This is a genomic window from Streptomyces asiaticus, assembly GCF_018138715.1.
Taxonomy (GTDB): Bacteria; Actinomycetota; Actinomycetes; order Streptomycetales; family Streptomycetaceae; genus Streptomyces; species Streptomyces asiaticus.
The window spans coordinates 404,002-423,160 of the sequence record NZ_JAGSHX010000001.1 but is presented as its reverse complement, the minus strand read 5'-3'; the positions used below and the strand labels follow the sequence as shown (position 1 = coordinate 423,160).

Sequence of the window (19,159 nt, the reverse complement as noted above, 5' to 3'; positions counted from 1 at the left end):
GTTCAGGTCGCCGTCGCGGACGCCGCCGCGCGGCCCGCCGTGCGGCCCGAGAAGAGGCAGCCGCCGAGGAAGGTGCCCTCCAGGGAGCGGTAGCCGTGTACTCCTCCCCCGCCGAAGCCCGCCACCTCGCCCGCCGCGTACAGGCCGCTGATCGGCCGGCCGGAGGCGTCCAGGACGCGGCCGGAGAGATCGGTCTGGAGGCCGCCGAGGGTCTTGCGGGTGAGGATGTTGAGGCGCACGGCGATCAGCGGCCCGGCGGCCGAGTCCAGGATCCGGTGCGCGGAGGCGGTGCGGCTGAGGGCGTCCCCGGGGTAGGCGAGCGCGTTGCGGATGCCCATGACCTGGACGTCCTTGGTGTACGGATTCTCGATCTCGCGGTCGCGGGCCTCGATCTGCCGCTTGAGGTCCGCCAGGTCGATCAGGTTGTCACCGGTCAACTTGTTCATGCCCGCGACCAGTTGGGGCAGGGAGGTGGCGACCACGAAGTCCTCGCCCTTGTCCCGGAACCGCTGGATCGGCTCGGGGGTCTGCCAGATGCGGGAGAGGAGTTGCAGGATGTCCTTGTTGGTCAGGTCCGGGTTCTGCTCCGAGCCCGAGAGCGCGAACTCCTTGGCCATGATCTTCTGGGTGGTGATGAACCACGAGTAGTCATGACCGGTGGCGGTGATCGATCCGAGGGTGTGCAGGGTGTCGTAGCCCGGGATGTCGGGGCTGGAGAAGCGCCTGCCCTCCGCGTCGAACCACATCGACGACGGGCCCGGCAGGATACGGATGCCATGGCCCGGCCAGATCGGGGCGTAGTTCCTGAGGCCCTCGGTGTAGTGCCACATCCGGTCGGGGTTGACGATCCGTCCGCCCGCCTTCTCGGTGATCGCCAGCATGCGGCCGTCCACATACGCGGGGACGCCGGTGACCATGAACTTCGGCGGTGAGCCGAGCCGGTCGGGCCAGTTCCGGCGTACGAGGTCGTGGTTGGCGCCGATACCGCCGGAGGTGACGATCACCACCGGGGCGCTGAGCTCGAAGTCGCCCACCACGGTGCGCGAGGTCTGCTTGCCGCGGGCGGCGTCGCTCGGTTCCAGGATCGAGCCCCTCACCCCGGTGACGGCGCCATCGGTGACGATCAGCTCGTCCACCCGGTGCCGGAACGTGAACGTCACCCGGCCGTCCTTCGCGGCGGCCCGCACCTTCTTCTCGAACGGCTCGACCACGGCCGGACCGGTGCCCCAGGTGACGTGGAAACGCGGCACCGAGTTGCCGTGGCCGTCCGCGAGACCGCCGCCGCGTTCGGCCCAGCCGACGATCGGGAACCATTGCACACCGAGCCCGTGCAGCCAGGACCGCTTCTCCCCGGAGGCGAAATCCACGTACGCCTCGGCCCACTTGTGGGCCCAGTAGTCCTGGCCGCCGGGGTCGCTGACACCGCGGTCGAAGCCGGCCGTGCCGAGCCAGTCCTGCCAGGCCAGTTCGGGGGAGTCCTTGATCCCCATCAGCCGCTGCTCCTCGGAGTCCACGAAGAACAGGCCGCCGAAGGACCAGAACGCCTGGCCGCCGAGGTTGCTCTCGGGCTCCTGGTCGAGGAGGAGCACCTTGCGTCCCGCGGCCGTCAGCTCCGCCGTGGCCACCAGCCCGGCGAGCCCGTGGCCGACCACGATGGCGTCCGCGTCCGAGGACGGGCCGGAGGCGGCGAAGGCCGGAACCGCCGTCTGGGCGAGCGCGGCGCCGGCGAGCACACCACCCGCCGCCGTCAGGGCGCGACGGCGGCTGATCCCGCCGATCCCGGCGGGCGACGCGGAATTCTCTGTGGAGTTCTCCATGAGCTGCCTTCCGGAAGGGGGTTCGGAGGGTGCGGGAGATACGGAGGGGGGTGCCGCGACGGAATCGTGTTACCGGCCGGCAAGGTGTTACCGACGGTAGCCCACAGGGTGAGAGGCCGCCAGAGTTCTGCTCGTACGAGCAACTCCCTTGCCCCCAGGCGACTTCGGGTGCTCAGCTACCGCCCGGTGACGGCTCGGCCGAGGCACTCCCCCGCGGCGAGAACGCGTACAGATCGAGGATGTCGGGCAGCGGTGCCACCCCGGGGCCACCCGCCCGGACCCAGGCCACGATGTCCTCCGTCGCGTCCGGGTCGTTGACCAGGCCGAGCCACACCGGCCTGCCCCCGGCGGCCCGTCCGGCGGCCGACGGCTGTACCACGATCACATTGGCCTGGTCGCAGACGTCCAGACACTCGGAGACGCGTACGGGCGCCTCCTCACCGAGCCGCGTGATCTGCGCGGCATGGTCGACGCCGGTCACCTTGGGACTGCCGCAGCAGCAGTCCCGGCACACGGTCACCCGGCACGGCAGCGGGTCGGTCGGCCTCACGGGCACGCCGCATCACCCCTCCTCCGGGGAAGTCCGCCCCGGTGTCGATCGAGGAGGCGACCGCGTGAGTCTCCTGGCTCTCGGGTCGATGCTCGTCCCGGCCTTCCCACCCGCATACGTGGGCAGTGGCCTGTTCGGGATCCGCTCGCCGATCACAGTGGCGGTACCGCGTCGGATTCACACCGGCTTCCTCGTTCCGCCGTCGCCCTTGTCGCCCGGCATCATCGCATCCCGGACAGCGCCACACCACGCGGCCCCAGCCCCGGCGGGGCGACGGGCGGCCCGGCGTCAGTTCCGGCGGACCGGCGCCCCCGCCAGGATCTCACCCAGGCCCTGGCGGGTGGCCGCCAGCACCACGCGGTCCTGGGGCCGCAGGGCATAGCCGGGGTGCAGGTCCCACACCAGGGCGGGCGCCTGCTGGACGACACCGTCGTAAGGGGGCGCAGCCCCGAGGTCGCGTTGCCGGTCCGCGGGCTCGGCCGCGTCCAGCGCGATGACCCGCCAGGCGCCCGGTACGAACGCCTCGGCGACGGTACGCCCCTCCAGTCGCGGATGCCCGGCGACATGCAGGGCGGCGAAGAGCAGCACCCTGCGCTCGACCGGTATGGCACCGAGGACCTGACGTCCCATCATGGCCCCGGCGAACGCCGGAGCCGCCAGGCTGGAGACGCTGCGGCTGCGGGTGAGGGCCCGCGGATGGGCCGCACGCAGCGTGCGGTAGACGGCGTTGGCGAAGCGGTCGTCATACAGGCGCAGAGCCACCCGCAGCCGGGGCTTGACCGAGCGGGCGTACAGCGTCGCCTCCAGGTTGGTGGTGTCGACGCTGGTCAGTGCGAGCAGGGCGTGGGCCCGCTGGATTTTGGCGGCCTCCAGGACGCCTTCCTGGGTGACATCGCCGAGGACCGTCGGCACCCCGAGCCTGCGGGCCAGCGGGATGCCGCGCGCCCCGGGGTCCTCCTCCACGCACACCACGGGGATGTCCATCTCCCGGAGCCTGGCCAGGACCCGGGTGCCGACCTTGCCGAGTCCGAGCAGCACGACATGGCCGGACAGGCCGCGTGGAGGGCGGCGCAGCGCGGACGCGGTGCGGAAGGTGCCCAGCGCTTCCAGCGCGGCGGCCACCAGAACGGGCAGCAGGAGCAGTCCGGTCAGCCCGGACAGCAGTTGGAGGACCTTGCGTCCGGTCGGCTCGTCGAGCGCCGGATCGTCGATCGCCAGCACGTCCAGCACCGTGAGGTAGGCCGCGTGGAGCAGTCCGGCTCCGGTGAGCTGCCAGGAGGTGATGGTGAGGACGAGCACGGCGATGGCCATTCCGGCGACGGACCAGCGCAGCCGGCGGGAGAAGAGTGAGGCGAGCGGCAGTCTGCGACTGCCGAGCCGCTGTGGCGGCAGCGGCGCGCCGAGGGCGGAGACGGCCTCGAGCACCACCGTGTCGCGTCCGGTGGCGGCGGCGACCTCCTCGTCTCCGGGCAGCAGCCTGGGCCCTTCGTCCCCGCTGCTGTCGGAGCCCTCGCTGCCGCCCGGGTCGCTGGTGGTGGACGAGAGCAGGGCGAGGGTGCACAGCCCCGGGCGGGCGACCTCGTCCGTGCCGGGCGGGGTGCGCTCGGCCGCGCGCAGCAGCAGCCCGTCGGCCTGGAGCACTTTGCTGGTGCCCGCCACGGCGGTGGCCGCGAGTGCGGGGGCCGCGGTGTCGGCGTCCGACAGTACGGTGGTGGTGGCGTCCAGCTCCGCCGGGTCCATGCCGGGATCGGCGACCCGCGCCGCCTCGTCGAGGAGTTCCTCCAGGTGCTGGCCCAGTTTGCGGTTGTAGAGCCGGATCACCAGCCGCAGCCGGGGGTTGAGGCGGCGGGCCCGCAGCGCGGCGTGGATGTTGGTCTCGTCGTCGTCATGGACCAGGGCGAGCGCCGTCGCCTGATCCGCGCCCGCCTCGGTCAGCACGTCCTCGTCCAGTGCCGGCGCCTCCATGACCCGCACTCCCCCGTCCGGGGCGGGGTCGTCCTCGGTCTGCCGGGGCAGCGGGACCCGTCCGACGGCCGCGCTGAACCTGCCGAAGAGCGCGGAGGTACGGCCTCCCGGCCGCCATCCCGCCATCCGCTGCCCGGCGGGGTCCGCCAGGGGAGCGCCGCCGGGAATGACCACGGTCACCTGTGCCCGGTAGACGTCGTGGAGTTCGGCGGCGAGGCGGTGGGCGAGCGCGTCGTCGCCGCAGACGACCATGTGGACCGGCCCCGAGGGGGACGGCGGGGCGGATGCGGAGGCGGAGAACACGACGGCGAAGCGTACCCGCTCTGCCGTCAAAGGGAGTTGGCCGTCTCACCGCCGAGGGCCGCGTGCCGCGGCCGCTCACTCCCTCGGGGCGCCGCACCGCGCACAGCGAGTGAACTCGGCGGTGTCCTGGATCGCACCGCAGTCCGCGCACACCATCTCCAGCCAGCAGGCGGGATCCCCACCCTCGGGTTCGGCGGGCGCCGGGGCCGCCGTCTCCCGGTCCGGATCGCCGGGCCGAGCCGTGCCGCTCATCGTGTGCGCCTCCTCGTCCGGACCGTGCGCGGGCCCGTCAACCGACCCTCTGCCCCTGGCGTCGTCTCCGGAAGCAGCCCAGCCATAGATCCGATCTCTTATGCGCCAGCAACCCTTGTCGGCGCGTAATACCGCTCAACCCCTCCCCAGTTATCGGATGACTCGGTAACGTATCCGCCTCGGGAGGCAACGATGCCGAGATCTTATCGACGCTCCGCAGTGGCATTTCTGCTCTGCGGCGTCCTGGCCATGACGCTCTTCATCACCGGGCCCGCACAGGCGAGGGATTCCGCCTGGACCGTGCGCGGCCCCTCGCCCCACTCCGGTCCCCTCGCCCAGCTGCGGCTCGACGGTGCCTCGGGAGCGCTGACGCTCCAGGTGTCCCGGGGCGGACGGACGGTGGTCGAGCCCTCGCCCGTGGGCATCGTCACCGAGCGGGCGGATCTGTCGCACGGGCTGCGCTATCTGGGACGCCACGACCGCACCGTCGTGGAGCGCTACCGGTCGACGGCCGGCAAGCAGCGCTCGCGCACCGCGCGGATGACCGAGACCCGCTTCCGGTTCCGGGGCGGCGGGAACGCCCGGCTGGACCTCGTGGTGCGGGTCTCGGACGACGGGGTCGCCTATCGCTACGACCTGCCCTCCGGCAGCGGCGATGTCCTCGGCGAGACCTCGGCCTTCACCCTGCCCCCGGACGCGGCCGCGTGGCTGGGCGACTACCGCAAGGACAACGAGAACCTGTTCAAGGAGTACACCGCGGCGACCGCGCCCACCGGTGAGTACATGGCGCAGGCCCTCTTCGAGACGGGCGGTGGCTACGCCCTGATCGCGGAGTCGGATCTGACCGGCCGCTACTCCGCCGCCCGGCTGATCCACCAGCAGGGACTGCCCACGTACCGCATCGGCCTGTGGGACGAGCGGGTCGAGTCCGACGGGCCGCTCAGCACCCCCTGGCGCGCCCTGATCGTGGGCGATCTGCCGACCGTCACCCAGTCCACCTTCACCGACGATCTGGCACCGGCGTCACGGGTCGCCGACACCTCGTGGATCCGGCCCGGCCCCGCCCTGTGGACCTGGCTCGCGGGCGGCAAGCCGGCCGGGCAGAGCCTGTCGATGCAGCAGGGGTACGTGGACTACGCGGCCCAGCGCGGATGGCCGTATGTGGTGGTGGACGCGGGCTGGTACTTCGACCCCGACCAGTGGGACGTCACCGATCCCGACTGGCAGCGGAACAGCTGGATCCCGCAGCTCGTGGACTACGCCCGCGAGCGGCAGGTGGGCATCCAGGTCTGGATCCACCACCGTGACCTCGACACCGCCGAGGAGCGCGAGCAGTGGCTGCCCACGCTGGAGCGGTGGGGGGTGAAGGGCGTGAAGATCGACTTCATGGACTCCGAGTCCCAGGAGACACTGCGCTGGTACGACGAGATCCTCAAGGACACCGCGGCCCACCATCTGCTCGTCAACTTCCATGGCTCGACGATCCCCAAGGGCATTCAGCGCACCTGGCCGCAGGTGATGTCGATGGAGGGCGTGAACGGCGAGGAGAAGCGGACCAACACCCCGCAGCACCTGGCGACGCTGCCCTACACCCGCAATGTCATCGGCTCCATGGACTTCACCCCCGGGGCCTTCCACCGGCCCCAGCGCCCCAACGCGGCCTCGGACGCGGGCGAGGTCGGCCTGTCGGTGCTCTATGAGTCCGGGATCCAGAACCTGGCGGGCACCCCGGAGTCGTACGACGCCCGTCCGCTCGCCCGCCGGTTCCTGGAGCAGATCCCGGCCACCTGGGACCGCACCCGGCTGCTGGCGGGGCGGCCGGGTGAGAGCGCGGTGCTCGCCCGCTCCAGCGGCTCGCGGTGGTTCATCGGCGGGACGTTCACCGGCCCCGCGCACACCGCCGAGGTGCCGCTGCGGCTGGAGCCGGGCCGCTGGCTGGTCGATCTGGTCCTGGACGGACCGGACGGCCTGGTCCGCAAGCCCACGGTGGTGCGCGGCGGGCAGACCCTGTCCGTGCCGGTCGCGGCGGACGGCGGGTTCGCCGCCATCGCCTGCCGCTGGCGACCCGGCCTGTCGACCTGCGACCGCACCTGACCGTCCGCTACGACCCGCACTGACCACCTGTCACGCGGGCACCTGTCACGCGGACACCCGTCACGCGGACACCCCGTCCAGGACGCCCGTCCAGATGCCGATCGCCGGAAGGCAGACGCCGGCCGCGAAGACCCATGCGGCGGCGACGGCACGGGCGTAGGGGGCGGGGTGGCCGCCGGACCACCCCTGGGAGAGGGCCAGCAGCCGGTCGGCCTTCTGCCGTGTCGGGTTCTTCTTCTGCTGGGCGGTGAGGAAGGCGGACAGCCGGTCCGCCGACTCCGCGTCCGTGACGGCCTCGGCGTCCGCCCGCATCTCCATCAGCGTGACCAGGACCCGGCGGGCGCGGCTGTTGGCGTAGAGGCCGCAGGTCAGGGTGAGGACGAAGACGGCTATCGACGTGACAGTCTGCGCCGTGCTTTCCACGGGGGTGATGGCGAGGGCCGTCATCCCGTCGAAGAACACGGCGGCCTTCCCCGCCGCCGGCGCATGACCCGGATAGCGCCGTCGCATCGGATCACCGTGGCGAAGATGCGAGATCTCGTGCCGGAGCAGGACCGCACCGGCCGGGCTTCTGAGCAGGGTGCGCCAGCTGCGCGGGATGGCGACATGGACCGTGGGCCTGCGGACGTTCAGGGTGAGCGCGTGGTACAGGAAGGTGCCCGCGACCGCCCAGAGCGCGGCGACCAGGATGACCGCGGGCACCAGGAGACGATCCCCGTCGAACGGCAGGGAGATCCGGTCCTGAAGTACGGCGAAGACCAGTCCGCCCGCGGCGCCGACCGCCCGGACGGACTTGCGGCGCTGTAGTCTCGTCCCCCAGTCCTCCATCCGGCCGAGCCACCCGGGGACGGCTGGGGGACGTGGACCACCTTCAGGTCGGCCACCGGGGACCAGCCCATTTCGCGTATGCCGTCGTCAACTCCCGTGCCCGGCACGGCGCGGGGGCCTGCGCGTGCGGGTCCAGTCCACCAGCTGCCGGGCCGTCCAGGTGGTGATGACGCGCTCCGCCGGCACCCCGCATTCCACGGCCCGGGCGCATCCATTGCGCTGCCAGTCGAGCTGGCCGGGCGCGTGGGCGTCGGTGTCGATGGAGAAGAACGTCCCCGCCCGCACGGCCTCCCGCAGTAGTCTGCGCGGTGGATCCAGCCGCTCCGGACGGCAGTTGATCTCCACGGCGGTGCCCGCCTCCGCGCAGGCACCGAAGACCTCCTCATGGTCGAAGGACGACTCGGGGCGCTTGCCGCCGAGCAGCCGTCCGGTGCAGTGGCCCAGCACATCGACCAGCGGATCGCTGACGGCGGTGACCATCCGGCGGGTCATGGGGCGGGCGTCCATCCGCAGCTTGGAGTGGACCGAGGCCACCACCACGTCCAACTCGTCCAGCAGCTCCGGCTCCTGGTCCAGGGAGCCGTCGGGGAGGATGTCGACCTCGATCCCGGTGAGCAGCTGGAACGGGGCGAGCTTCGCGCGCAGCTCCGCCACCACGTCCAGCTGGGCGCGCAGCCGGTCCGCCGAGAGGCCGCGGGCCACCGTCAGCCGCGGGGAATGGTCGGTGAGCACCGCCCACTTGTGCCCCAGCCGCGCCGCCGTGCGGGCCATCAGCTCGATCGGGGAACCGCCGTCGGACCAGTCCGAGTGCATATGGCAGTCCCCGCGCAGCGCGGCGCACAGTTTCGCCGCGTCCTCGTCGGGCTCGCGCCCGGCCTCGGCGGCCCCGGCCTCCAGCTTCGCCAGATACCCGGGCACCTCGCCCTTCAGAGCCTCCTGGACCACCTGCGAGGTCTTGGGGCCGAGCCCCTTGAGCGAGCGGAGGGTGCCGTTCGCGGCACGCCGCTCCACCTCCTGGGGGTCCAGGTCGGCGAGCACCGACTGGGCCGTGCGGAAGGCACGCACCCGGTAGGTCGGTGCCTGGGCGCGCTCCAGGAGAAACGCGATCCGGTCCAGTGCCTCCAGGGGGTCCATCGGGCGCTCCTCGCTGTGGGTGGGCCGTGGGTGGCGTGGCGTGCGAGGCGCCGTGGCCTGGCCGCGCGTCCGTGCCTCAGGCGCGGCGGTTCGGGCGGCGGCCGGGGGGCTGACGGGGTTCGGGGCGTGCCGTCAGCTCGTCGATGTCGCAGGTCTTGGGTGTCTTCTCGGAGACGGTGATGGGCCGGCCGTAGTGCCGGATCTCCAGCGGGGCGCCCTCGGCCAGGGAGTAGGTGACAGAGCGGTTGGTGATCTCCACGCGCAGCCTCCGGCCCAGCACCTGCATGGTGAAGGCGAGCCGGGCCAGCTTCTCGGGCAGCTTGGGCGAGAACTCCAGCCTGCCGTCGAGGTGCCGCATCCCGCCGAACCCGGCGACCAGGGCGATCCAGGTGCCGGCGAGCGAGGCGATGTGCAGACCGTCGCGGGTGTTGTGCTCCAGGTCCTTGAGGTCCATCAGGGCCGCCTCGCCGAGGTAGTCGTAGGCGAGCCGCAGATGGCCGACCTCGGCGGCCATGACGGCCTGGGCACACGCGGAAAGCGAGGAGTCCCGGACCGTCAGCCGCTCGTAGTAGTCGAAGTTGCGTGCTTTCTGCTCCTCCGTGAAGCACTCGCCGCGCAGATACATCGCCAGTACCAGGTCGGCCTGTTTGACCACCTGTTTGCGGTACAGGTCGAAGTACGGGAAGTGGAGCATCAGGGGGTACTGGTCGGGGCGGGTGCCCTGGAAGTCCCACTCCTGGTGGCCGGTGAAGTCCGCGGACTGCTCATGGACGCCCAGGGTCTTGTTGTACGGGACGGACATGGACTCGGCGGCGTCCCGCCAGGCGGCGGCCTCCTCGTCGTCGACGCCCAGTTCGGCGCCCTTCTCCGGGTGGCGTTCGACGATGTCCGCGGCAGCCCGCAGATTCGACTGGGCCATGAGGTTGGTGTACACGTTGTCGTCCGCGACGGCGCTGTACTCGTCCGGGCCGGTCACCCCGTCGATGTGGAAGCGGCCGTGGTGGTCGTGGTGGCCGAGGGAGCGCCACAGCCGGGCGGTCTCCACCAGCAGTTCCACGGCGCTCTCGCGCTCGAACTCGTCGTCGCCGGTGGCGGCCACATAGCGCACCACCGCGTCCGCCACATCCGCGTTGACGTGGAAGGCCGCGGTGCCGGCCGGCCAGTAGGCGGAGCATTCGGAGCCGTCGATGGTCCGCCAGGGGAAGGCGGCGCCCTCGTGGCCGAGCTGCTGGGCCCGGTCCCGGGCGGCGGGCAGGATGGACTGCCGCCAGCGCAGCGCCTCGGCCACGGACTCGGGGAAGGTGTAGGTGAGCAGGGGCAGGACGAAGGTGTCGGTGTCCCAGAACGAGTGGCCGTCGTAGCCGGAGCCGGTGAGACCCTTGGCGGGGATGGCCCGTTCCTCGGCGCGGGCGCCGGCCTGGAGGACGTGGAAGAGGGCGAACCGCACGGCCTGCTGGATCTCGGCGTCGCCCTCGACCTCGACGTCGGCGCGGGACCAGAAGTCCTCCAGCCAGGCGCGCTGCTGGTCCACCAGGCCGTTCCAGCCGGTGCTGGCGGCCCCGGCCAGCGCGGCCTCGACCTGGTCCCGTACGGCGGGCAGCGAGCGGGCGCCGGACCAGCCGTAGGCCACCAGCTTCTCCAGCCGCAGCACCTGGCCCGGCTCCAGCACCGAGGTGACGGTCAGCCGGGCGACGTCGTCGGTGCTCTCGCTGGAGTGGCGGGTGGGCGGCGGCCCGGTGATCAGGTGGTCGGCGGCGGTCGCGACCCGCAGACAGCTGGCGTCGGTGCAGTGGATCAGCCGGAGCCGCTTGTCGGCGGCGGCGTTCTCCTCGGGCTTGAGCGGGGACTCCAGGGCCTCGGCCACCCGGGGGTCGCCGCCGCGCTCGGGGAGCTGTTCGTTGGCGACCAGTTCGGACTGGACGACGACGCGGATCTGGGCGTCGACGGCCTCCACCTCGTAGGCGACGGCGGCGATGGCCCGCTGGGTGAGGGAGACCAGCCGGGTGGAGCGGACCCGCACGCTGATGCCGGAGGGGGAGGTCCATTCGCAGGTGCGGTGGAGCAGTCCGCCGCGCAGGTCGAGCACCCGCTCATGGGAGCGCAGCCGTCCGTAGCGCAGATCGAAGGGCTCGTCGTCCACCAGCAGCCGGATGATCTTGCCGTTGGTGACGTTGATCATGGTCTGGCCGGCCTCGGGGTAGCCGTATCCGGCCTCGGCGTAGGGCAGGGGACGCCGTTCGTACACCCCGTTGAGGTAGGAGCCGGGGAGGCCGTGGGGCTCCCCCTCGTCGAGGTTGGCGCGCCAGCCCACATGGCCGTTGGAGAGCGCGAAGACCGATTCGCTCTGGGGCAGCAGATCGAGCCGGAGATCGGTCTCCCGCAGCGCCCAGGGGTCGACGGCGTACGAGGAATCGGTGATCACGAGTGGTCCTCCAGCAGCTCGGCGAGATCCTTGACCACGATGTCGGCGCCATGTGCGCGCAGCGCGTCGGCCTGGCCCACTCGGTCCACGCCGACGACATAGCCGAAGTGCCCGGAGCGCCCGGCCTCCATGCCCGCCAGGGCGTCCTCGAAGACGGCGGCCGCCTCGGGCCCGACGGCCAGCTCCCGTCCGGCCTCCAGGAAGGTGTCGGGGTGCGGCTTGCCGGGGAGCTTGCGCTCGGCGGCGACCACACCGTCGATCCGCACCTCGAAGAGGTGCTCGATACCGGCGGCGATCAGCACATCGCGGCAGTTGGCGCTGGAGGAGACGACCGCGGTCCGCAGTCCCTCGGCGCGCACGGCCTCCACGAAGCGCACCGACCCCGGGTACGCCTCCACTCCCTCCTTCCGGATCTTCTCCAGGACGAGGATGTTCTTGCGGTTGCCCAGGCCGTGCACGGTGTCCCGGTCGGGCGGGTCGTCCGGCTCGCCGTCGGGGAGCTCGATGCCCCGGGAGGCCAGGAAGGTGCGCACCCCGTCGGCGCGCGGACGGCCGTCCACGTACTCGTCGTAGTCACGGCCGGAGTCGAAGGGGCGGTAGGAGGGGCCGTCGCGTCGCCGCAGATATTCGTCGAACATCTGTTTCCACGCCGCCGCGTGCACCACCGCGGTCCGGGTCAGCACGCCGTCGAGGTCGAACAGGCAGGCCCGGATGCCATCGGGCAGGCAGAGCTTGGTCATGGCCCCCGGTTCCCCCGGGAACGCCGGAATATGCGGGGGAAGGAGAAGCCTTCCCCGCTCGGCGGAGCACCGGGCGCGCACTCGGCGCGCGGCGGGCACCCCCAGCGCGGGCGGCGCTCGCTCACACCGGTCGGCGCTCGCTCGCCACGGGACAACGCCCGCTCAGCGCGGCACGACGGTGCGACCCTCGCGGCCCGAGCGGTCGGCGGCCTCCAGAACGGCGACGACCTCGCGGCCGAACCGTACGTCGCAGGGGTCTGCCGCGCCGCCGGCGCGGGCACCGCTCAGCAGCCGGTCGACGGCCGTGGCGAAGGCGTCCAACGCGGTGGTCCCGGCCTCGGGCACCACGGCGATCCCCCGCTCGCCGTAGAAGTCACACGAGAAACCCCGGGCGGCGGGCCGGGCATCCAGGGTGAGCGCGAGGGTGCCGATGGCGCCGGAGTGGTGGCGCAGCAGCACATGCGCCGCGCCGCGCGGCCCCTCGAGGGCGGTGACCTCGGCCACCGGGCCGAGCACCGGCAGCAGGACGGACAGCGAATGCGGGCCGACGTCCCACAGCCCGCCGCGCTCCCGCCGCCAGTGGGAGTCGCCGTAGTGGCCGCCGGGCTGGAAGATCGAGGCGAAGGCGGTGGCACGGCCGCCGTCCCAGCCGCCGTCCGCCGCGGCCTGCCGGAGGAAGGTCTCGACGGGCGCCGCGAAGCGGTTGGTGAAGAACACCACCGAGGCCAGCCCGCGCTCGTCCACGGCGCGCACGATCCGGTCGGCCTCCTCGCTGCTGAAGGCCAGCGGCTTGTCCAGCAGCAGATGGCGCCCGGCCAGCGCGGCCCGCTCGGCGAGGCCGCTCTGGATGTCCGGCGGGAGCGCGATGGCCACGGCGTCCACGTCGGCGATCAGCGCGTCGGCGTCCGGGTAGGCACGGGTGCCCCAACGGTCCGCCAGCACCTTCGACTTCGCCGGATCGCGTCCCCAGATGCCGACCAGTTCGGCCACGGGGTGTGCGGCGAGCGCGGCCGCGTGGGTCTCGGCCGCCCAGTGTCCGGTGCCCAGCACTCCGAACCGCACTGTCCGTCCCCCTCCGCGCGAAGCCCCGGGGCCTTCCCCGGGCGTCGGCCGCGATCCTACGCCGGTGCCGACCGGGCCGCTTCGCCCGAGGGCGGTACGCCGCTCCCCCGCTTGGCCGCGGGCGGATGCCGGTGGGCGGGGGCGGTGCCAGGGTGAGGCCATGGCCGGCCACGGTGCGGGTGACGGCCGAAGCCCACCCTCACCGCTGGAGGAACTCGTGACCCGTGGCTCGTCCCGCTCCCCCTCCCGCGCACACCGGCGGCGTGCCACGGTCCGGGCCGCGGCGGCCCTGCTGCTGTGCGGGGCCGCGGTTCCGGCCTGCGCCTCCTCCAGCGACCACCGGCCGGACCGGGCGGCGTCGGCGTCGGCGCGGCAGAGCGCGCTCCAGGCGTCGGCCGCGGCGAAGAGGAAGGCCGAGTTGGCCCGGCTGCTGCCGGGGATGCCGCGCCCGCTGGACCCGCATGACCTCTACGCGGCCGACCGGGCGGGGAAGCTGTCCCGGACGGTGCAGGACTATCCGTCGCGGGTGTACGTGCCCAACACCCTCTCGGACACGGTGAGCGTCATCGATCCGAAGAAGTTCAAGGTCATCCGCACGATCCAGGTGGGCCACCAGCCGCAGCACGTGGTGCCCTCGTGGGATCTGAAGACGCTGTGGGTCAACAACGACCTGGGGAACACCCTCACCCCCATCAACCCCGCCAACGGCCGGGTGGGCCGCCCGGTGGACGTCCACGACCCGTACAACCTCTACTTCACCCCGGACGGGAAGTACGCCGTGGTGATGGCCTCCATGGACCGGGCGCTGGTCTTCCGGGACGCGCACACCATGAAGGTGGTCAAGTCGGTGCCGGTGGACTGCTACGGCGTGAACCACGCGGACTTCTCACCCGACGGGCGCTACTTCATCGTCTCGTGCGAGTTCTCCGGTGAGCTGCTGAAGGTGGACACGGTGAAGAAGAAGGTGATCGCCAAGCAGCGGCTGCCGATCGCCGGGGCGATGCCGCAGGACGTCAAGATCTCGCCCAACGGCAGGACGTGGTACGTCGCCGACATGGTGGCGAACGGCCTGTGGGTGCTCAACGGCGACACCTTCGGCAAGCCCCGGCTGCTGCCCACCGGAAAGGGCACACACGGCCTCTACGTCAGCCGCGACTCCCGCTCCATGTACATCTCCAACCGCGGCGAGGGCACCATCTCGGTGCTGTCCTTCAAGACCGGCAAGCTGGTGCGCCGGTGGCGGCTCCCCGGCGGCGGCAGCCCCGACATGGGCGGGGTGTCCACCGACGGCAAGGTGCTGTGGCTCTCGGGCCGCTACAACTCCGAGGTCTACGCGATCGACACCGCCACCGGCCGGCTGCGCGCCCGGATCCCGGTCGGCGGCGGCCCGCACGGGCTCGCGGTCTACCCCCAGCCCGGCCGCTACTCCCTCGGCCACACCGGAATCTTCCGCTGAGGCGGTATTCGCGCGGGCGCCCGCCGGGGCCTGTGAGCATCTGCATAGCCTGCCTATATAGAGGCATGATATAAAACTAGATGTGGGATACACGCAGCAGTCCGGTGCCGACTCCGACGCCCCCGCCACCCGTGAGGAGGTCGCGGAGGCGCTGGAGCAGCTGGCGTTCCTCGCGGTGCGCCATCTGACCAACCGGGACATCAGCTTCACCGCGGCCTCGACCCTCGGCCGGCTCAGCCGGGAGGGCCCGTCCCGCCTCACGGCCCTGGCCGCCGACGAAGGCGTCACCCAGCCCTCGATGACCCAGCTCATCCAGCGGCTGGAGCGGCAGGGCCTGGTGACCCGGGTCGACGATCCGCACGACGGCCGGGTGGTCCTGGTGGCGATCACCGACGCCGGGCGGGAGCTGCTCGCCGAGCGGCGCCGCGGCCGTACGAACCGGCTCGCCGAACTGCTGGCCACCCTCCCTCCCGAGGACGAACAGGCACTCGCCACCGCCGTCCGCGCCGCCACCCCCGCCTTCCAGCGGCTGGTCGAGAGCGCGGCACGGGCGCGGAAGTCCCCGGGAAACACCGCTTCCTGATCAACCGGCACCCTGCCGCGCCACGGCTCGCCATGTCGTCACGGCTCGGACCCTGAACGACGGAGCATGATTGTGTCCGCTCATCCCAGCACCCCCAACCCCTTCAAGCAGCCGAAGGCCGTCTGGGCGGTCGCCTTCGCCTGTGTGATCTCCTTCATGGGCATCGGCCTCGTGGATCCGATCCTGCCCTCCCTCTCCGCCAAGCTGCGTGCCACGCCGAGCCAGGTGTCGCTGCTGTTCACCAGCTATCTGGTGGTCACCGCCGTCGCCATGCTGGTCACCGGGTTCGTCTCCAGCCGTATCGGCGCCAAGCGCACCCTGGTGGCCGGTCTGGTGCTCATCGTGATCTTCAGCGCGGCGGCCGGGGCGTCCGGCAGCATCGACGGGATCGTCGGCTTCCGCGCCGGGTGGGGGCTGGGCAACGCCCTCTTCATCGCCACCTCACTGGCCGTCATCGTGGGCTCGGCCAGCGGTGGCTTCGCCGGCGCGATCATCCTCTACGAGACCGCGTTGGGCATCGGCATCGCGATCGGGCCGCTGCTGGGCGGTGAGCTCGGCGCGATCAGCTGGCGCGGGCCGTTCTTCGGCGTGGCGGTCCTGATGGCCATCGCGCTGATCGCGACCATCGTGCTGGTCCAGCCCACCCCGACCCCGGCCCGTCGGGCCTCGATCGCCGACCCGATCAAGGCGCTGCGCCACCGCGGGCTGCTCATCATGGGGCTGACCGCGCTCTGCTACAACTGGGGCTTCTTCACGGTGCTGGGCTACGCCCCGTTCCCGATGGACCTGGGCACCCATGAGCTCGGCTATGTGTTCACCGGCTGGGGTGTGCTCGTCGCCGTCTTCTCGGTCTTCGGCGCCCCCTGGCTCCAGGCGCGGCTCGGCATAGCCCGCTCGCTGTATCTGAATCTGGCGCTGTTCGCCCTCGACATCCTCGTCATCGGTCTCTTCACCGACTCCAAGGCGACGCTGATCGTGGCGGTGATCGTGGCCGGCGCCTTCATCGGGATCAACAACACCATCACCACCCAGGCGGTGATGACCGTCGCCCCCGTCGAACGGCCCGTCGCCTCCGCCTCCTACGGCTTCGTCCGCTTCATCGGCGGCGGTCTGGCCCCGTACGCCGCGGGCAAGATCGCCGAGCACAACGGTGTGCATCTGCCCTTCTACATCGGGGCGGCGGCGGTCGCGCTGGGCATCGGCGTCCTGGCCACCGGGCACTCGCTGCTCGCCGAGGCCGAGCGCGTCCAGGCGGCGGAGGCGGCCGGGCACACCCCGGCCGAGGAGCGGCGCGAGACGCTGGAGAAGCAGGCGCCGGCCGAGGAGCTAGGCTCGGCCGGCTGACGCGAGCGACGGGCCCGGCACGATGCACGGGTCAGGTATGGACCAATTGGGCCGGCTCCAGTACGGTGCGCACACCATCGAACGGGGGCCTTCCCGAGGAGTGGCATGGCTTCCTTACGGTCCACCCAGCGCATCGCCGGGCTCCGGTTCGCCGTACCCGCGGCCGTGGCGGTCGCGGGTCTCGCGTTCGCCTGGCCCGCGGACGCCGCGTCCATCTGGGACGGCGACGCCTCCGGCGGCACCAAGATCTACGGCCTGCTGAACTGCGACTCCCCGGGCAGCGTCACCGCCGTCTCGGACGCGCAGCGCGGCAAGATCTGGAAGTACGACAAGCCGAGCGGCAGCAATCGCTGCGAAAGCCACGGCATCGCCGTGGGCGGCTCGAAATACGCCTTCCAGAACGGCGGGACCTACTGGTTCGGCTGGTCGAGCAAGCTCTCCAGCACGGTCGACAACAACGCCACCTTCCAGTGGAAGTCCTACGGGGATCACATCCAGAACTGGCCGGTGGTCCTGAAGACGCTCGGCGGCCGGACCACGATGATCCAACGGCAGCCCGGCAACCAGGTCTTCACCATCTGGTCGACCCCGGCCTCGGCGAACACCTGGAACCACTACACCATCGGGCTGCATCTGTCCGACGAGACCAAGGGCGGCTGGGTCGAGCTCTGGGTCAACGGTCAGCAGCAGAAGTTCAGCGACGGCACCACCCGGTGGGCCTGCCGCACCTTCGACAGCAGCAACGACCCCAAGTGGGGGGTGTACGGGGCCGAGAACAGCCGGGTGGTCAACTACATCGACGACCTCAAGGTCGGCACCACCCGCGGTGACGTCGACTGACGCCCGGAGCCCCGCCCGAGCCCCCGCCGGTCCGTTTCCCCCTCAGATCCGCCAGGAGCGGATGTGGCTGGCCGCGTCGAAGACATCGGACTTCCCCGAGAGGATGTCGCGGACCAGGTCGATCAGCGCCCCGTACGGCGGGTCGATGCCCTCGCCGGAGGTGTGCATATAGGCGACCGCGGTCGCGGCGGCGAACCGCGCGTTGCTCGCCGGGAGCGGCCTGAGCAGCGCGATGGTGTGCAGCAGGGCCGCGGCCCGCCACGCGGGGTCGGGATCGACGCCCAGGCGCGGCGGGTCGACGCGGTGGCGGGCGACGGCCGCGACCAGACCCGAGAAGTCCGAGATGGCCGGCTGTTCCGGCATGACTTCCTCATGGCGCTGCAACAGCCAGGGGACGTCGATATGCAGCAGCGGGGCCATGGTCAGGCGGCCCGCCCGGGCTGGCGGTGCTCATCGTCGGGGAACGCGTCCGCGAAGGCGTCGGCGTTGTCCGCGAAGAACCGCCGGAAGACCTCGGCACCCTCCTGCAGAGCGCGGTGGCGCGCGATGTCGGCCACGGTCGCCTCACGGACGAGGGCCTTCATGGTGGTACCGCGCTCCTTGGCGATCTGGCGGAGGTCCTCAAGTTCCCGATCGCTGAATTCCACGTTGAGAGCTGACATGGGGACACCCTACTCACCGGGTACCCCGTCAGCAATCGCAGCAGTTCAGATCGTGTTTTTGTAGGTACTTGACAAACCTTTCCAACCGTTGGGGACGGCTTGGGGACGGCCGCGGCCGGGGACCGGTCCGCCGTCGCGCCCGACCCGGACGAACGGCTCGCGCACCTCCCGGTCCAGCAGGCTCCGGTACGCGGCGGGGCGGCGGAAGGCGTCTCCCCAGGTCTCCCGGCGCCGGTTGTCGCGCAGCGCGTCGAGGTCGAAGACCGCCGGATAGACTCCCTCGGCCTCGCCCGCCTCGACCACCAGGGTGTCGCGCGACCGCCCGTCCACGAAGGCGACGCCGTCGTGGGCGACGGAGTGGCCCCAGCCGGGACCGGCGTAGTTGGCCATGGCCATCCCGGTCATGTTCTCCACGGCGCGGGAGCGGAACTGGGAGAGCCGGTTGATCTCCAGCTCGCAGGCGTTCGGGGTGAGGACGATCTCCGCCCCGGCGAGCATCAGGGCACGGGCGCTCTCCGGGAACTCACGGTCGTAACAGATCATCGCCCCGGTCATCACCTCGCCCACCGCCGTGTCCAGGGCGCACACCTCGAACCCCTCCCCCGGGGTGAGGCCGGCCTCGGGCAGGTCGAAGGCGCAGGTGTGCACCTTGGCGTAGGTCAGCACCAGGCGGCCGTGCCGGTCGATGAGGGAGAGGGTGTTGCGCGGCGGTCCGTCCCAGCGCTCCAGATAGGTGAGCGCGATGGCCATCTCGAGCTCGGCGGCCAGCTCGCGGAAGCGGGTGACGAAGGGCGAGTCGCGGGTGATGGGCTCGCCGAGCCAGACGGGCTCGGGCCACGGCGCGGCCGGGGTGCGGGCGCCGTCCCACAGCGACGGATGGCGGTAGACGTCGCCGTCGGCGGAGCCTTCGGGGACGGCGCAGCTGTAGCCGTTGCTCCACATCTCGGGGAAGAGCGCGATGTCCGCGCCGAGCGCCCCGGCCCGGCGGCAGGCCGCCTCGCCGAGGGCGAGGTTCACGCCCAGATCCGGCCCCGGCGGGGCGAGTTGGAGCAGGGCGACGGTGAGGGTGGTCATGGCGGATGCCTCCTTCGGTACCTGACGCCGCCG

The 19,159-nt window shown here is 71.9% G+C and carries 17 protein-coding genes and 1 riboswitch; of the genes, 5 read left to right on the top strand and 12 right to left on the bottom strand.

The features are described from left to right. Positions 1–2 precede the first annotated feature (2 nt). The 4 genes from KHP12_RS01365 to KHP12_RS01350 form a co-directional block, all read right to left on the bottom strand. Entirely contained in the window at positions 3–1,817 is a 1,815-nt protein-coding gene (locus KHP12_RS01365; protein ID WP_086884770.1) for an FAD-binding dehydrogenase, read from the bottom strand. A gap of 172 nt (positions 1,818–1,989) precedes the next feature. Continuing rightward, positions 1,990–2,373: a (2Fe-2S) ferredoxin domain-containing protein gene (locus KHP12_RS01360; RefSeq protein WP_167442706.1), complete on the bottom strand. Its 384-nt coding sequence runs from the start codon at positions 2,371–2,373 to the stop codon at positions 1,990–1,992. A 40-nt stretch (positions 2,374–2,413) separates the two neighbouring features. After that, a riboswitch (cobalamin riboswitch) is annotated at positions 2,414–2,606 on the bottom strand. 49 nt (positions 2,607–2,655) lie between these two features. Further along, on the bottom strand, positions 2,656–4,584 hold the full coding sequence (locus KHP12_RS01355; RefSeq protein ID WP_086884787.1) for an NAD-binding protein: 1,929 nt from the start codon (positions 4,582–4,584) through the stop codon (positions 2,656–2,658). A gap of 126 nt (positions 4,585–4,710) precedes the next feature. Continuing rightward, entirely contained in the window at positions 4,711–4,887 is a 177-nt protein-coding gene (locus KHP12_RS01350; protein ID WP_167442705.1) for a hypothetical protein, read from the bottom strand. A gap of 192 nt (positions 4,888–5,079) precedes the next feature. Here KHP12_RS01350 and KHP12_RS01345 point away from each other — a divergent pair, with 192 nt between their 5' ends. Then, entirely contained in the window at positions 5,080–6,981 is a 1,902-nt protein-coding gene (locus tag KHP12_RS01345) for a glycoside hydrolase family 97 protein (protein ID WP_086884769.1), read from the top strand. Between the two features lie 60 nt (positions 6,982–7,041). Here KHP12_RS01345 and KHP12_RS01340 read toward each other — a convergent pair whose 3' ends face one another. From KHP12_RS01340 to KHP12_RS01320, 5 genes are all read right to left on the bottom strand, one after another. Next, positions 7,042–7,809 (bottom strand): hypothetical protein, encoded by a 768-nt coding sequence (locus KHP12_RS01340; protein ID WP_086884768.1) that lies wholly within the window; start codon positions 7,807–7,809, stop codon positions 7,042–7,044. An 87-nt stretch (positions 7,810–7,896) separates the two neighbouring features. Continuing rightward, positions 7,897–8,943, bottom strand: coding sequence for a PHP domain-containing protein (locus tag KHP12_RS01335; RefSeq protein WP_086884767.1), 1,047 nt, complete (start codon positions 8,941–8,943; stop codon positions 7,897–7,899). A 76-nt stretch (positions 8,944–9,019) separates the two neighbouring features. Further along, positions 9,020–11,365, bottom strand: a complete 2,346-nt coding sequence (locus KHP12_RS01330; RefSeq protein ID WP_211831265.1) for a glycoside hydrolase family 65 protein — start codon at positions 11,363–11,365, stop codon at positions 9,020–9,022. Then, a complete protein-coding gene (locus tag KHP12_RS01325) occupies positions 11,362–12,105 on the bottom strand; it encodes an HAD family hydrolase (protein WP_086883376.1) in 744 nt (247 codons plus the stop codon). Before KHP12_RS01325 ends, KHP12_RS01330 begins: the two co-directional genes overlap by 4 nt. 162 nt (positions 12,106–12,267) lie before the next feature. Further along, a complete protein-coding gene (locus tag KHP12_RS01320) occupies positions 12,268–13,167 on the bottom strand; it encodes a Gfo/Idh/MocA family protein (RefSeq protein ID WP_086883377.1) in 900 nt (299 codons plus the stop codon). Between the two features lie 217 nt (positions 13,168–13,384). Between KHP12_RS01320 and KHP12_RS01315 the strand changes: the two genes are divergently transcribed. The 4 genes from KHP12_RS01315 to KHP12_RS01300 all read left to right on the top strand — a co-directional run bounded on the left by KHP12_RS01315 (position 13,385) and on the right by KHP12_RS01300 (position 17,390). Further along, positions 13,385–14,623 carry a YncE family protein gene (locus KHP12_RS01315; RefSeq protein WP_086883378.1) on the top strand — a complete coding sequence of 413 codons (1,239 nt, stop codon included), beginning with the start codon at positions 13,385–13,387 and terminating at the stop codon, positions 14,621–14,623. Positions 14,624–14,705: 82 nt separating this feature from the next. Then, positions 14,706–15,206: a MarR family winged helix-turn-helix transcriptional regulator gene (locus KHP12_RS01310; RefSeq protein ID WP_078559152.1), complete on the top strand. Its 501-nt coding sequence runs from the start codon at positions 14,706–14,708 to the stop codon at positions 15,204–15,206. 72 nt (positions 15,207–15,278) lie between these two features. Beyond that, positions 15,279–16,550, top strand: coding sequence for an MFS transporter (locus KHP12_RS01305; protein ID WP_308289265.1), 1,272 nt, complete (start codon positions 15,279–15,281; stop codon positions 16,548–16,550). Positions 16,551–16,655: 105 nt separating this feature from the next. Beyond that, complete coding sequence (locus KHP12_RS01300) at positions 16,656–17,390, top strand: heparin lyase I family protein (RefSeq protein ID WP_211831264.1); 735 nt, start codon at positions 16,656–16,658, stop codon at positions 17,388–17,390. Positions 17,391–17,432: 42 nt separating this feature from the next. On the opposite strand, the gene KHP12_RS01295 is transcribed toward KHP12_RS01300, so the two are convergent. Genes KHP12_RS01295 through KHP12_RS01285 form a run of 3 tightly spaced genes read right to left on the bottom strand, consistent with a single transcriptional unit; the run spans position 17,433 to position 19,126 of the window. Continuing rightward, positions 17,433–17,810, bottom strand: a complete 378-nt coding sequence (locus KHP12_RS01295; protein WP_211831263.1) for a toxin Doc — start codon at positions 17,808–17,810, stop codon at positions 17,433–17,435. 2 nt (positions 17,811–17,812) lie between these two features. Next, the gene (locus KHP12_RS01290) at positions 17,813–18,052 is read right to left on the bottom strand and encodes a hypothetical protein (protein ID WP_086881436.1); all 240 of its coding nucleotides are present in this window, start codon (positions 18,050–18,052) and stop codon (positions 17,813–17,815) included. Positions 18,053–18,097: 45 nt separating this feature from the next. Further along, a complete protein-coding gene (locus KHP12_RS01285; RefSeq protein ID WP_086881435.1) occupies positions 18,098–19,126 on the bottom strand; it encodes a carbon-nitrogen hydrolase family protein in 1,029 nt (342 codons plus the stop codon). Positions 19,127–19,159: the final 33 nt, after the last annotated feature.

Coding starts and splice junctions, on each gene's coding strand:
- KHP12_RS01365 (WP_086884770.1), bottom strand. CDS start 1,817: ATGGAGAACTCCACAGAGAATTCCGCGTCGCCCGCCGGGATCGGCGGG.
- KHP12_RS01355 (WP_086884787.1), bottom strand. CDS start 4,584: ATGGTCGTCTGCGGCGACGACGCGCTCGCCCACCGCCTCGCCGCCGAA.
- KHP12_RS01350 (WP_167442705.1), bottom strand. CDS start 4,887: ATGAGCGGCACGGCTCGGCCCGGCGATCCGGACCGGGAGACGGCGGCC.
- KHP12_RS01345 (WP_086884769.1), top strand. CDS start 5,080: ATGCCGAGATCTTATCGACGCTCCGCAGTGGCATTTCTGCTCTGCGGC.
- KHP12_RS01340 (WP_086884768.1), bottom strand. CDS start 7,809: ATGGAGGACTGGGGGACGAGACTACAGCGCCGCAAGTCCGTCCGGGCG.
- KHP12_RS01335 (WP_086884767.1), bottom strand. CDS start 8,943: ATGGACCCCCTGGAGGCACTGGACCGGATCGCGTTTCTCCTGGAGCGC.
- KHP12_RS01325 (WP_086883376.1), bottom strand. CDS start 12,105: ATGACCAAGCTCTGCCTGCCCGATGGCATCCGGGCCTGCCTGTTCGAC.
- KHP12_RS01300 (WP_211831264.1), top strand. CDS start 16,656: ATGGCTTCCTTACGGTCCACCCAGCGCATCGCCGGGCTCCGGTTCGCC.
- KHP12_RS01295 (WP_211831263.1), bottom strand. CDS start 17,810: ATGGCCCCGCTGCTGCATATCGACGTCCCCTGGCTGTTGCAGCGCCAT.
- KHP12_RS01290 (WP_086881436.1), bottom strand. CDS start 18,052: ATGTCAGCTCTCAACGTGGAATTCAGCGATCGGGAACTTGAGGACCTC.
- KHP12_RS01285 (WP_086881435.1), bottom strand. CDS start 19,126: ATGACCACCCTCACCGTCGCCCTGCTCCAACTCGCCCCGCCGGGGCCG.